Source organism: Planctomycetaceae bacterium (assembly GCA_041398785.1).
In the GTDB taxonomy this organism is placed as follows: domain Bacteria; phylum Planctomycetota; class Planctomycetia; order Planctomycetales; family Planctomycetaceae; genus JAWKUA01.
Genome location: JAWKUA010000027.1, coordinates 1 through 12994, shown reverse-complemented (window position 1 = coordinate 12994; position 12994 = coordinate 1). Strand labels below are relative to the sequence as shown.

12 protein-coding genes are annotated in these 12994 nt (G+C 60.8%); 4 read left to right on the top strand and 8 right to left on the bottom strand.

Features of this window, described 5'->3' with window-relative positions; translation table 11 throughout:
- Nucleotides 1-28: 28 nt before the first annotated feature.
- On the bottom strand, nt 29-319 hold the full coding sequence (locus R3C19_23455) for a GYD domain-containing protein (protein MEZ6063315.1): 291 nt from the start codon (nt 317-319) through the stop codon (nt 29-31).
- A gap of 354 nt (nt 320-673) precedes the next feature.
- On the opposite strand from R3C19_23455, the gene R3C19_23450 reads away from it, so the two are divergent.
- The 3 genes from R3C19_23450 (at nt 674) to R3C19_23440 (ending at nt 4122) form a co-directional block, all read left to right on the top strand.
- On the top strand, nt 674-1021 hold the full coding sequence (locus R3C19_23450) for a hypothetical protein (GenBank protein MEZ6063314.1): 348 nt from the start codon (nt 674-676) through the stop codon (nt 1019-1021).
- Nucleotides 1022-1381: 360 nt separating this feature from the next.
- Nucleotides 1382-2413 (top strand): class II fructose-bisphosphate aldolase, encoded by a 1032-nt coding sequence (gene fbaA / locus R3C19_23445; protein ID MEZ6063313.1) that lies wholly within the window; start codon nt 1382-1384, stop codon nt 2411-2413.
- Nucleotides 2414-2865: 452 nt separating this feature from the next.
- Nucleotides 2866-4122: a tetratricopeptide repeat protein gene (locus R3C19_23440; protein ID MEZ6063312.1), complete on the top strand. Its 1257-nt coding sequence runs from the start codon at nt 2866-2868 to the stop codon at nt 4120-4122.
- A gap of 57 nt (nt 4123-4179) precedes the next feature.
- On the opposite strand, the gene R3C19_23435 is transcribed toward R3C19_23440, so the two are convergent.
- The 6 genes from R3C19_23435 to R3C19_23410 all read right to left on the bottom strand — a co-directional run bounded on the left by R3C19_23435 (nt 4180) and on the right by R3C19_23410 (nt 11050).
- Complete coding sequence (locus tag R3C19_23435; GenBank protein MEZ6063311.1) at nt 4180-4581, bottom strand: hypothetical protein; 402 nt, start codon at nt 4579-4581, stop codon at nt 4180-4182.
- Between the two features lie 102 nt (nt 4582-4683).
- On the bottom strand, nt 4684-5433 hold the full coding sequence (locus tag R3C19_23430) for an RNA methyltransferase (GenBank protein MEZ6063310.1): 750 nt from the start codon (nt 5431-5433) through the stop codon (nt 4684-4686).
- An 18-nt stretch (nt 5434-5451) separates the two neighbouring features.
- Nucleotides 5452-8817 carry a hypothetical protein gene (locus R3C19_23425; GenBank protein ID MEZ6063309.1) on the bottom strand — a complete coding sequence of 1122 codons (3366 nt, stop codon included), beginning with the start codon at nt 8815-8817 and terminating at the stop codon, nt 5452-5454.
- 334 nt (nt 8818-9151) lie between these two features.
- Nucleotides 9152-9784 (bottom strand): hypothetical protein, encoded by a 633-nt coding sequence (locus R3C19_23420; protein MEZ6063308.1) that lies wholly within the window; start codon nt 9782-9784, stop codon nt 9152-9154.
- A 169-nt stretch (nt 9785-9953) separates the two neighbouring features.
- Entirely contained in the window at nt 9954-10469 is a 516-nt protein-coding gene (locus R3C19_23415) for a hypothetical protein (protein ID MEZ6063307.1), read from the bottom strand.
- Between the two features lie 11 nt (nt 10470-10480).
- Entirely contained in the window at nt 10481-11050 is a 570-nt protein-coding gene (locus R3C19_23410) for a hypothetical protein (GenBank protein ID MEZ6063306.1), read from the bottom strand.
- A gap of 558 nt (nt 11051-11608) precedes the next feature.
- Here R3C19_23410 and R3C19_23405 point away from each other — a divergent pair.
- The gene (locus R3C19_23405) at nt 11609-12625 is read left to right on the top strand and encodes a fatty acid desaturase (protein ID MEZ6063305.1); all 1017 of its coding nucleotides are present in this window, start codon (nt 11609-11611) and stop codon (nt 12623-12625) included.
- Between the two features lie 63 nt (nt 12626-12688).
- Here the strand turns inward: R3C19_23405 and R3C19_23400 are convergent.
- Nucleotides 12689-12994 (bottom strand): hypothetical protein (locus R3C19_23400; protein ID MEZ6063304.1); only part of this gene is annotated, 306 nt, incomplete at its 5' end.

The following is a 12994-nucleotide window of genomic DNA, read 5'->3' as shown; positions in this document are numbered from 1 at the left end:
TCCCGTTCGCGCACCGGTGAGCGAATTGTCACATCGCATCCAACACTGTCTGGAACTCAGATTCATCATAGATCCGCAGCGTCTGAGTCCGGACATTCCCCAGTTTCGCCAGAGCCAGCAGCAGTCGTGTGGCGGTGCTTTCGTCGGGAGCTTCCAGCACGAAGGCTCCGTCGTACGCACCAACCGCCCAGTAGACCGATTGAAGTTTTCCCCCAGCCTTCTTTACGGCGGCGCGAAACTTCTTGGCTCGCTCAGCGGACTGCTCGATCGCGCCAATTCCCTGTTCGGTAAACGACATCAGTGACAAGTAGCGAACCATTGCCGATCTCCTGGACCAAACGAGTCTTGACAGCTCACCACGCGATGTCTCAGCAATCCACATGCCGGATATCGGACACCCGGCGAATCTCTTGTGTTACTCCGACTTGCAGCTGCCGAAGTGCGATGCCTCCTGCACGCAAGTGACGTCGTGCGCCGGGCTCGCCGCTCGGGGCCGTTTTCCACGAGCGAAATACACATTGCCAGGGTTTTCCGGATTTCATACACCTGAGTCGAAGGCAACCGTGCAGTCATCGACGGACGGCCCATTGCGTGCCCCGCATGCTGTCGACATGTGTGCGGTTGATCACGCGATCTTCTTTGCATCAACAGGAAGACCTGAAGCGAGAGAACCATGATTCTGCAGGAAGGCAATATTCTGCTGGTGTCCCACCGGCGCATGTTTCAGCAGGACGAATCTCGATTTTTCCTCGGACGCGTCGTTGCCTGTGAGGGCTCACTGGTCAAGCTCCAGGGTTTCTCGTTTGCGCGTGATCTTGCCACCGGGCACGTCATGCGAAAAGACGAAGAGCGAACAAAGGTCCTGTGTCTGTCATCTCCCGGATTCATCGTGTACCAGTTGCCCGACGACGTCAGCCCTGATGAAGCACAGTTCAGAAGTGGCCACGGTGAGGCCATTCTTGTGGACGGCGATCGCCGTCTGATGAATCTGTCTGAACGCACCCACAGCGGTCATTTTTGATCCTCGGCGAACCAATGGCTTCCAGCATGAAAGCTCCCGTTGCGGTTCGCGCACAGCCGCAGATTTCGCCCCGCCGGGTTCTCGCACGGTCCGGTTCCTGCACAGACAGGCTCTCGCGCCGCTGGATCACTTCGGCCTGACGCAGCGCAAATATTGTTAAGAAACCCTGCGGTTTTTCCTTCCCTGAGAATGTGACTCACGATTCGGCGACGGGACGGTCGCTGCTTGCAGAACGACCGGCAATCGATAACCTGTGCCGCTTCCTTAGAACCCCTGACAAAACCTCCGAGGCTCTCGCAGATCTTGTCAGGGATTCTAAGAAAGCCAGCACCGGAATTTTTCCAGAAAGATGACGTCGGGATGCCCATCGCAACGCCGGAACAATACGCCAAAATGCTCGACGCGGCTCAGCAGGGCGGCTACGCGTATCCAGGAATCAATGTCACTTCGATTGTCACAATTAACGCGGCGTTGAAGGGATTCGCCGACTCGAAGTCGGACGGCATCATTCAGTTTTCCACCGGTGCCGGAGAATTCGCGTCCGGCCTGAACGTCAAGGATGCCGTCCACGGCACGATCGTGTTGGCGGAGGCTGCTCATCGGCTGGCCGAGAAATACGACATTCTGATCGGACTGCATACGGACCACTGTCAGCCGAAGAAGGTCGACGGGTTCCTGAAGCCGCTGATTGCCGCAACGGCCGCTCGCCGGGCTGCAGGACTGAACAACCTGTGCAACTCGCACATGTTCGACGGTTCCGAACTGCCGCTGGATCAGAACATGACGATCAGCAAGGAGCTGCTGAAACTCTGCGCAGAAAACGAGATCATTCTGGAAGTCGAAGCGGGCGTTGTCGGCGGTGAAGAAGACGGCATCGATCACTCCGATGCGCCGGCCGACAAGCTGTATACCTCACCAGACGATATGGTGCAGGTTCACGAAGCTCTTGGCGGGCTCGGCCGTTTCATGTTCGCCGCGACGTTTGGCAACGTCCACGGTCACTACAAGCCAGGAGCCGTCAAGCTGCGTCCGGAGATTCTGCGAGACGGGCAGAAGGCTGTGGTCGCGAAGTATGGTGCCAAAGCCGAGTTTGACCTGGTTTTCCACGGAGGTTCCGGGACGCCAACGGCGCAGCTTCAGGAAACGCTGGACTATGGCGTCGTCAAGATGAACATCGACACGGACACGCAGTACGCGTTTACTCGGCCCATCGCGGACTGGATGCTGAAGCACTACGACGAAGTCCTGATGGTTGACGGCGAAATCGGTTCGAAGAAATCCTACGACCCCCGGGCTTACCTGAAACTGGCCGAAGCTGGGGTCGCCAGTCGCCTGCAGCGCGCCTGCAATGACCTGCGCAGCTCCGGGAAATCGATTTTCGGCAAAGTCTGAGGTCGCCGATTCGGTCAGCACAGCTCCGTCAGTCCATCGAGCGCCACGACTTTCCCTCGCGGATGTGAAAAGTCGGGTCGTTTGCTGTCCTCAAGGCAGTCCGGTCATCGGCAGCAATTGCCGAAAACACCGTTCTCACCGCGAATTCCCCGCTCGGTGACGCCGGATCGATGTTGCAGCAGTTTCTGTCCGGTCGTATTCTGCATCGCTCTCCATTCTCCCTTCTCGACTCTCCTTCCCTTTCGACTTCTTCGCCCCGCGCGAAGACGTCCGCTGCCTGTTGAACAACTCTCCGTTCGCGGCGCAGTGATCCTCCTCAATCTCTCCCCTCAATCAGAATTCGTCATCCGGCTCCAACAGCAATCGTGCGGCGATCATCGCACTGCACCGGCAGCTGACCTGGTCGCCCGATGAGGTTTCTCGCCACTCTCGATTCGGAAAAGGCACGCGTCATGCGCTGCAACGGTCTTCGAATTTCCGCGATCCGTCTGACGATGTGCGTCGGACTTTCCCTGCTGTCCGGTTGCTACTCGATGAACGGATACGTGATGAACGCTTCCGGAAAGTCGTACTACGATCAGGGCAACTATGCTGCTGCGGCAGCCGAATTTCAGAATGCAGTCGCCAGCGACCCGGCGAATCCGGATTACCTGGCCAATCTGGCACGGACGCGCTACAAGATGGGTGACGCCGCGGGAGCCGAGCAACTTTACCGCCAGGCACTGACGATGGCCCCGTCGCACCAGCCGTCCTATCACGGAATGTCTGAATTGCTGCTGGCCAGCGGTCGCGGTGATCAGGCCGCACAGCTGTTGACTTCGTGGTCGGCAACTCAGCCGTACATCCCAGAATCCCACGTGGAACTGGCATGGCTGCAAAACGAGATGGGCGACAAGCAGGCGTCCGCGGAATCGCTGCAGCGAGCTCTGCAGGTCAATCCCAATCACGCGACGGCACTGGCTCATCTGGGCCAGCACTATCAGGAACAGGGGCAACCCGGACAGGCAGTTGCACTCTATCAGCAGGCGCTTCAGGCGAACTGGAATCAGCCGGAAGTCCATTCACGGCTCGCGTCCGCCGCGGAAGCCGCCGGAACATCAAGCCCGATGGCAACGACAGCCATGGCTCGTGGTGTGCATCCGCAGAGTATTCCCCGGCAGCAAATGGCATTTGGCCCGCCGCAGCCGGCAATGCAGTTCGCTCAGCGTCCCATGCCCGGGATGATGCCGCCCGGAATGATGCCTCCGATGATGGCTCAAACACCGCCATTCGGAATTCCCGGTTACGGTGTGCCGCAGCAGCAGACCGCGATGCCGCCCAACGCGCAGGTAGCGGTCGCCGGTCCGCAACCGGGCACCGGTCAGCCGATGATCGCTCAGCGTCCGGTTTCGGGGCCGCAGTACGCGGGGCCGCAGTACGCGGGGCAACCGCCCTACGGCGTCGTTCCGCCGCAGCCGTCGGCTGTCAACCAGGCGGCGTTCAATCCACTGGCGGCGATGGCGTTCGGTCCGGCCATGGGAATGTCCGGGGCGTCCGAGACAATGACATTCACACCGGCACCAAAACCCGCGGGCGGCGCAGTTCCTGTTCCGGTGCCTGATGCTGCGTTTGCGCAGACAAATCCCGGATCGGTTGCGTCGGGCGGCGACGAGGTGTTCGGTGCGTCACTCAGCACAAATTCGGAACTGCCGGAAATCGATGCGTTCTGAGTGCCGTCCGTCCTGAATGGCGTCGACCGAACGACAGCCGAAGTCGGCGCTGATGGCTCAGGCCGCGTCGCTGTATTCACCGGCGGACGATTCGTCATCGGCGAAACCGAGGTCTTCCGATGCACCGTCGTCAGTGTCGACGAGCTGTGATTCGCGCCGGGCCGCGGATTCGAGTGCCTGGCGGCCGCGCGGGCTGATCTGGTAGCGAAGGCCGACGCTGCGACTTGCCAGTTCGAACTTCAGCATTCCCATGGCGATCAGCTGGCCGTGCGCCTGCGTCAGACTGTCCTGATCAAGCCCGTCGACGTTGTCGAAGCGTTCCAGCCAGCCGTCGTGGTCGTCACCGGAAGCGCGAACAGTCTGGTCTCGCAGGGCGTACGCCTGCATCAGCTGCAGATTCTGCTGATCGAGCGTTTCGAATTGCAGGTGGGTCAAAGGCATGCCCTGAGTATCGACCACTGCATTCCGCTCTTTCAGCACCGAGCGACGCTGCTGCACGACCGATACGAGCCATCCAGTTTATCAGTCGCGAAATCGGTGAAGTTTCACCAACCGGACCGGTCAATCTCCGGGCGCCGGATCGCCTGTCAGGATCGCCAGGCAGGCCGCGGCGGCGGTGGCGACGTTCAGCGAACCGATCGGGCCCGACGGCGGCAGGGAACACAGGACGTCGCAGTTTTCCCGTGTCAGCCGACGAATTCCGTCGCCTTCGTTGCCCAGCACCAGCATCCAGTTTCGGTCGCGGCTGACCTGCCGGATGCTCGAAGCGGCGTGTTCACTGGTTCCCAGCAGCCAGATATCGTGCTCCTGAGCTTTCTTCATCGCCTGCGCCAGATTTGAGACGACGGAAAACGGCACGTATTCGGCACCGCCGGCGGAGACATCGCAGACAGTGGCGTTCACCGAAGCACTGCGGTCCCTGGTCATCAGAATCCCGCGCACATTGAAGAAGCCGGCCAGCCGAAAGAGGGCTCCCACGTTCTGAGGATCCTGGATCTGATCCAGCGCGAGCCAGATTCCATGAGAATGTTCGCCGTTGCGGCGCTGCAGCAGATTTGAAAGCGGAATCGGCGACGGCGGTTCGACATTCGCCGACCCGGCCCCGGTGCGTTCTGTTCCGCGACGCTGCCTGCCGACGCCTGGTCCTTCGGTGCGGCCCGCGGAAACCGGTACGCCGCACCGTTTGGCGACTTCTGCAACTTCGGCCCAGACATCAGACGGGTGCTGCGCAGAAATCCGGATGGACCGCACGGCCGACGGACGCTGCTTCAGCGCGGCCAGGATGCTGTGAGGATTGCGGAGTTCAAGCATGGCAAACGTCGACCGGCGTTACTTCTGCATGCCGCGATCCCGCACGCCGCTGATGGAACGCTGGTACATTTCGAAGCGATTTCTGTAGCGCGACGGTGCATCGGGACGGCGAACTGTCGTGTCCTGTTGTTCGCGGTCGCGACTGGAGTCTCCGCGTCGACTGACAGAGTCGCTGTCCAGGTTCATGCTCTTCAGCAACTCCTCCGTTCGGCGGCGCTGCAGAGCTTCCGCCGTCGTTTCATTTTCGTCGCGGTTCAGATTCTGAAGTTGCTTCTGCATGCGCTGACGAAAGGCATCGAGCTGGTCTTCGGTCCAGCCGAGTTCCTCCAGCATTTCTCTGTCGACTTTTCCGCGTTCAAGATCCTGCTGCAGCCGCTTTAGCGCCAGATCTGCGGCCTTCGCGGCGTCTTCGACATTCGGATCGACGGCAGGCTCAAGCGGCGTTGATGGACCACTGCCGCCCTGGTTTCCTTTACCGGACCCGGATCCTCCGGCCCCGTTCTTGCCACCGGTCCCGCCGCCGCCACCAGCTTCGCCGCCCTTACCGCCGTCACCTTCACCTCCGGCCTGACCGCCACCCTGCTTGCCACCACCTTCCTGTCCACCACCCTGCTTGCCGCCACCTTCCTGTCCGCCGCCCTGCTGACCGCCGCCTTCCTGACCGCCACCTTGTTGTTGCTGATCGTTGCCCCCTTGCTTGCCGTCCTGCTGGCTGTCCGCACCTTCACCTTGCCCACCTGCGCTGTTCGCGGGATCGTCGTTCGGCTCCGGATTCTCACTGTCGCGGCCTTCGCCTCGGTTGTTGTCAGCCGCCGAGTTCTCCGGGTTTCCTTCCGGCTGCGAAACCGGGTTCGTATCGCCGTTCGCGGCCTGAGTTTCGTCGGCGACGTTCCGGTTGCCCGAATTGTCGGTTGCGGAATCTTCCGCCGACGCGCCTTCGCCATTCGATCCGTCTGACGGTTCGCCGTTGCGCCGATTGTCATCGTCCGTGGTGGATTCGTCCGCAGTGTCGGCACCTTCGCCGCCCGCCGACGGTGTATCGGTCGATGTCGCATCGTCGGCATTCCGATCACTTTCACCCGGCTGACCGGCGTCGCTGCCGTTTGTTGGATCGTCCCCGTTCGCGCGATCGGGAAGCCCGCGAGTCCGTGCCCCGGTCTCGTCTCCGTGGGACGCAGCATCACCGGTTTCACCTGATTCACCGGACTTGTCGTCACTGACTTCGTTCCGGCCGTTCGCCGCAGCGCTGTCACTGTCTGAGTTCCCCGGACGATCTTCCGGCGAATGCTCAGCGCCAGCTTCCGAGTCGGTGTTCTGGTCGGACGCGTTCTGGTCGGGTGTTCCGTCCTTTCCGTCGCCGCTGCGCTGATACTTCTCGATCAGCTTCGCCAGCGCTTCGTCGTCGCTGGCCGGTCGAGTGCGAGAACCGTTCGGGCTGCCATCGGCCGATTTCTGTGGCGTCGCCGATCGATCGCCGTCTGACTGGTCGCCTGTCGAATTTCCCGCCGATTCCGTTCCTCCCGTCGTGCCGTCGTCGCCGGGTTGCTCGGCACCGGCGACTCCCGGCTGGCCGGCGTTGTCCTGCGCCGCCGAGTCGTCAGGGGAGTCGGCGTCGGTCGATTCTGACGCCTCGGTTTCCGTCGTTTCTGCCGCATCGGAGGCTGAGGCATCCGGCTGTTTCTCCTGATCGTCAGGAGTGTCATCGTTGCCGACTTCCGCCGCTGCGCGTTCGCGCATCTGGCGCTGCTGCAGTTCGCGGTCCTGCTGCAGGCGATCCTGAACTTCCTTGTCACTGACCGGCGCCTGAATCTCAAGCTGCAGAGTTCCGGTGCGGCCCTGATTTCCCAGCGGTGGCTTGTTATCTCGAGCGGCGACGGAGTAGCGAACGATGTCACCGGACTTCAGGTCCAGCGGCGCCAGCTTCAATTCCCAGGTGCCATTGAACGACTGCTGATGACCGGCGCGTGAACCGTCGAAAATCAGATCTCCCGGTTCGACCGGATGTCCGTTGATTTCATAGAACAGGGTGACGGATCGAAGCAGGAAATCCGGATCCCGGGCTTCGATCAGCATCGGCACGATGGCATTGGCGGGGACTCGCAGATCGCGAATCGGATCCAGCAGTTTGACGACCGGTGCCTGGTCCTGCCGAACTCTGATGCGATGAACGGTGGGCGACGGGTCAGTGCGACCGGCATCGTCTTCCACTTCGATGCGGTAAAACGCGGGGAAGGTTCCGTCGTCGCGGGCGATGAGTTCAAACCGGCCGGTCAGCGTCGTCCCGTTAATCTTCAGCCCCACTTCTTCGCCGTGCGCCGAAAACGCGGCGTCATCACTGAACCTGACCGCGGCGGAATCCACGGGAACACTGCTTTGCGCTGTCAGCGAAACGACAGACCCTTCCCATGCCTCGATGTCGGCGGAATCCGACTGTCGCGGCGGCAGATCCATATAGTCCGGATAGCGGAATTCCACAGCCGTCACTTCTGCGCGAGGCGGCTGGTCGACGGTGATGGTGTATTCCTCCGAAGTCGCGTCGCCGGCGACGATGTGATACGTCAGATCCTGCCGAATCCCGCGGTCCGCTTCACCGACCATCAACACGGAAAAGCGACGCTCGTCGTCTGTCGGCTGCATCACCAGGGCTTCGTTCACAAAACGACGATCGGCTGTTGTGAACAGCACACTGACCTGTTCCGGCAATCGACCGGAGATATCCGCGATGATCTCAAGCTGGCTGCCCGCCGGCAGTGTGACGTCACCCGGCTGAACCTGCAGCACCGCCGTGCGCGTGGCCACTCGCGACGAAAGCAGCGTCAGCGGGCGAAGCAGACTGATGGATTTGGGACTGAACACCGCATAGAGGCAGGTGACGAAGACGAGCACGAACAGCAGGGTACCGAGCTTCATCAGCCAGCGGCGGTCGATCGCTTCGTCCACATTGATTTCCGCCAGCCGCACCGCCGCCCGCTTTTCCAGCGTCGTGCGAATGCTGTCGGCCGCTTTGTGGTTGCCGGTCTTCAGATCCACAAGACTCAACAGCGCGCCGTTCATGCCCTGGTCGGATCGGTCGAGCATGCGAGCGGCGTACAGCGGATGAATTCGCTTCATCCAGGGGCGAATCACAAAGCGGACAACAATTCCCGCGCACAGCACAAGGATCATCACCAGCAGAATGGCACGGGTCCACGGCCGGAACCCGCCGTCCACGATCCAGTGATCGAACACGGTAAACGTCAGCACGTATCCGACGAGGAGAATTCCCGTCAGCACGGATGCGGTCAGCAGATCCGTCCAGCGAATGCGCTCGCGCGCGACCTGAATCTGGTAGTCGATGAACTCATCGCATTCCGCGTAAGCAGTTTTTCCGGCGGTTGTGGACATGGCAGCGGACTTGTCCCGGGAAGTCGTACGAAGCTGTCATTGTTCGCGAACGAAGCGTCTCTGACAATTGATATCGGCCCGGCCGGCATTTGTGCCAGAAACTTCCCCGGATTCGGTGGAAACTCAGCGGAATCCGGCTTTTCATTCAACGGAAGCCGTCAGCCGGAAATTCAGCGACCATGCGCCGCTCGGGGCTGTCGACGAGCGTCCCGCCGGTCCGACTTCGCCGGAGAATCCCGCAGTTTCGCGCGCTGGAGGCGCATCAGCCGGCCGGAGTTTTCGGGCTGGAATCCAGGAACCGGGCAGCCGAACGGATCCCGGTTCCGTCAGCCGGCTATTCGGAATCGCCGCTGACGCGAACGGGCACTGGCGATGTATTCGACCGAAGATCGACCCAAAACACATTTTTCAGCGATGCGGCGGATGTCGCGAAATACGGGTCGACGGCACCGCGAGCAGCCAGGTCCGTGAGGTCTGATCCATTCGCGGCCACCGATTTCAGCAGCCACAACTGATCGGCGTTCCAGCCGACCGCCAGCCAGGCGGCAATCGAATCGCTGGTGACGTCCCACGATCGCGGCAGAACCGGCTGCAAACGCACATCGCGTTCTTCCACGGCGAGCGTTTCCTGCAGGCGCAGTCCGGCGGCCGGATCAAAAACCGCCAGTCTGCCGTTGCCTGCGGCTTGCCGCACTTCTTGGCGCGTCGTGACAAGCTGGACGCCGGCATCTGACGCACGCAGCAATCGGGCGTTCAGGGACATCGCGTCGACCGCCAGCCAGTGGGACGCTTCTCCGCCCAGCAAAAACCGACGCGACCAAACTCGGACCAGATCCGCAGACTCACCGCCGCCCGGCACAATCACAGGCTGCGGAATACTGTGGTCGCGAATCAGATTTCTGACACGCGACACAATATCCGGAAGTGAAAACAGGCTGCCGCCGAGTTTCAGGACGCTGAGTGGCATGACCCGTTCGAGACTGGCCGCGGTCGCGGACGTGGTGACGTTTTTCCGGAACACAAAGCGGACACCGGATGCAGTCGGGTTCGCCGTATCCGCCGTCGGCGCATGAACAGTCCGCGGCTCGGATGTCCCGCGCGACGCACGGTGATGTCGAAAGCGTCCGGCACTGCGATCACTTGATGTACAGATCCTTCGCCGCCAGTTGCAGAATTCCGGAATCGTCAATCGACGCGTTCCCGCGCACGATCACCAGTTGTTTTTCCTGGACGTCGAACAAACTTCTCGCGTCGATTTCGATGACCTGGCCGGCGTCGTTACGAAACTCAACGTGCGCGATCATGCTTTCGATGTTGCGGCTGCAGAACGGGCATTCATGCGGATCGTGGTCGTCGTCATCGTCATGGCCGGTGGCGTCTGTCAGCACAAACGCTGCCTTTCCCGGTTCCCATGGCGACAAATCCCCGGCATTGATTCTGCCGCGCAAAACGATTTCACTGCCCCATTCACGTTCTCCCGCCTGCAGTTCCGAGCGCACGCTTTCGATGGATACGATCTCGGAGGCCGGTGTTTCGACTACGAACTTTCTGCGCAGAGCCAGCAGTTCGGAATCTGCTGACTCGCCGCTACAGCCGGCAATTGACATCGCGATCGACGCCACGATCACCAACTCACCTGCAAGCGTTTTCATGTCCGGATCTCCTACTGTCCGGAATCAGCGTCATGGGAATCCGCATCCGCATGTTCGTCCGAATGATCGTCATGCTCAGCGTGTCCTTCTGCCGCGGGAGACGCGGCAGCCAGCGAGTCAATGGCGGCGTCGATCTTCCCTGCGACTTCCTTCCAGGCGGCAGCCGGATCAGCATTCTCATCTTTACCGGGATGCATTGCCTTGTCCACTGCCCCAAATGCGTCAAACAGCTCTTCCGTCGACGCCTTGATTGTCGCCATCTGTTCGTCGGTCAGGTTCGCCTTGGCCGCCAGCTCCGTGATGTGTCCCAACAGGTCCCCGACGTCATGCATGGGGCCGTGAGCAGCGTCGTGGTCGTTTTTGGCGAACGCGTCACGCACGGTGTCCCGCAGCTCCTTGATTTCGGCGATCGCCTCAGGCAGTGATTCCGGGTGAGCGTGGCCATGACCGTGGCCGTGTTCAGAGGCTGTTGTCTGCATCACCGGCAGCTTCTGTTCCTGTTCCGCGACACCGCAACCGCTGATGCCTGGAATCGACAGCAAGACTCCCAGTGCCAAAAATCCGCATGATCGAGTCGTCATCAAGTTCTCCTTCACCTTTCTTCTGAGATCCGGCATTCGATTCTAAACCAGTTACAACCATGGCAATATCGCGCCCTCACGCGGAAAACTGTTGTTCCCGGGTGCGCCTGGCGCGATGGATTTACGTGACGCTCCGCTCGGGACGATCGCGCGCCGGGAACAACATCTTCCGAAAGACGGGCGGTTTCTGCCGATTGCCGTACCAGTCTATCAGCCTGCGGCGAAAGTTGATATCGCCGGACGGCTCATGCGGGAATCCGCCGGCCGCTGATGCTCCGGAATCTGAGAACGCCGGACTGAGCCGCGGCCCGTCCGGGCATCAAGACAGGCTCACAACCCATTGGCAAACAGGCACTTGCGTCATTGACATGCCTTTGACGAATGTTTGACGAGCACGGGACGCAGCCGGGTTGAGGCCCGACGATAACGCTCTTATGGTTGTTGCCGACGGAGCCGTTTCATGAGAACAGTCACGGATGACTTTCAACGGGTCCCGCCGGATTCAAACATCGGACCGGTCGAATTTTCCGGCCGGTCACCAGCAAGAGCAGCCACGAAATGACAAGTACGATTTCCACGCTCGGTGTGCCAAATTCCATCCCGGCTGACGTTGAAGCTCGTCGGCGTCAGGCGAAAGAGGATTCAGAAACATTAAAGCGGGCGTTCTCCCGAAACGCGCTTCGGTTTGACAACATCGACTGGGTCGTGACGGGATTTCTGATCACCGTGCATCTGGGTTGCCTTGCGGCACCGTTTTTCTTTTCCTGGACCGGCCTGTTCGTGTGCATTGCCTTCCACTGGCTGACCTGCAGCGTCGGCATCTGCCTGGGATATCACCGCTACCTGGCTCATAAGTCGTTCAAACTGCGCGGACCCGCGGAGTTCTTTGTGCTGCTTGCCGGTTGTCTTTCCGGCGAAGGATCCCCCATGACGTGGGCCGCGACTCATCGTCTGCACCACCAGAAATCCGATCAGGACGGCGACCCGCATTCACCTCTGGAAGGGCCGTGGTGGTCACACATTCTGTGGCTGTTTGTGAAACGCAAAGACGAAGACGTCCAGACACTGTCACGCCGCTATATCCCGGAACTGACCGGTCGCCCGATGATGCAGTTCTTCGAAAAGACGTTCGCATTCTGGTTGTGGGTTCAGGGCCTGGCGCTGCTGGCCGCCGGCTCGCTGGCAGGCGGCTGGAGAATGGGTGTTTCGCTGCTGGTATGGGGTATGTGTGTCCGCATGGTCGCCGCGTACCATGCGACGTGGTTTGTGAATTCCGCCACTCATCTGTGGGGCTACCGCAACTACGATACGCGAGACCATTCCCGAAACCTGTGGTGGGTCGCCGTTCTGGCGTACGGTGAAGGCTGGCACAACAATCACCATGCTCACCCCAGCGTTGCTCCCGCCGGCCACAAATGGTGGGAATTCGATATGACGTGGTGGGCCATCAGGATGCTTCAGGCCGTCGGCCTTGCCTATGACGTGAAGGACAAAATCCCAGCGGGCCGCAAGGCGAACGATGTCGATCCCGAAGCAACGTCCGTCATCATCACCGCACATGAATCCGCCGCCTGACCACGGGACCGCGCGACATGCATCGCGCGGTTTCATCACCATTCCCGACGACTCCCCCGTCGCTTACACCGTCAGCAGTGCACGCATCGGATCGGACAGCACTTCGTCGAGTATGTCCACGTCGTCGGCGGGTGGAGTCGCTGGTGGCTGTTGACGGATGACAGCAGGCCGCGTCTTCGCCGGTGAAGTTGAGTAGCCGGCGCTGGTTCCTGAACTCATCGACGCCTGAACGGTCGGTGACGGCGGCGCTATCGGCGACAGCGGATAGGTTCCTGACATGCTCGAACCCGAACCGCTGCCCGGTCCGAACAGTCCTGGGAATGACGTCGGCGGCATGGCAAGGAATCTCTGGAACACAATCACCGCGTC

What these genes read in the sequence shown, in the direction of transcription:
- R3C19_23430 (MEZ6063310.1), bottom strand. Translation starts at nt 5,433, where the DNA reads ATGCTTGAACTCCGCAATCCTCACAGCATCCTGGCCGCGCTGAAGCAG.
- R3C19_23455 (MEZ6063315.1), bottom strand. Translation starts at nt 319, where the DNA reads ATGGTTCGCTACTTGTCACTGATGTCGTTTACCGAACAGGGAATTGGC.
- R3C19_23415 (MEZ6063307.1), bottom strand. Translation starts at nt 10,469, where the DNA reads ATGAAAACGCTTGCAGGTGAGTTGGTGATCGTGGCGTCGATCGCGATG.
- R3C19_23420 (MEZ6063308.1), bottom strand. Translation starts at nt 9,784, where the DNA reads ATGCCACTCAGCGTCCTGAAACTCGGCGGCAGCCTGTTTTCACTTCCG.
- R3C19_23450 (MEZ6063314.1), top strand. Translation starts at nt 674, where the DNA reads ATGATTCTGCAGGAAGGCAATATTCTGCTGGTGTCCCACCGGCGCATG.
- R3C19_23410 (MEZ6063306.1), bottom strand. Translation starts at nt 11,050, where the DNA reads ATGACGACTCGATCATGCGGATTTTTGGCACTGGGAGTCTTGCTGTCG.
- R3C19_23440 (MEZ6063312.1), top strand. Translation starts at nt 2,866, where the DNA reads ATGCGCTGCAACGGTCTTCGAATTTCCGCGATCCGTCTGACGATGTGC.
- fbaA (MEZ6063313.1), top strand. Translation starts at nt 1,382, where the DNA reads ATGCCCATCGCAACGCCGGAACAATACGCCAAAATGCTCGACGCGGCT.
- R3C19_23425 (MEZ6063309.1), bottom strand. Translation starts at nt 8,817, where the DNA reads ATGTCCACAACCGCCGGAAAAACTGCTTACGCGGAATGCGATGAGTTC.
- R3C19_23405 (MEZ6063305.1), top strand. Translation starts at nt 11,609, where the DNA reads ATGACAAGTACGATTTCCACGCTCGGTGTGCCAAATTCCATCCCGGCT.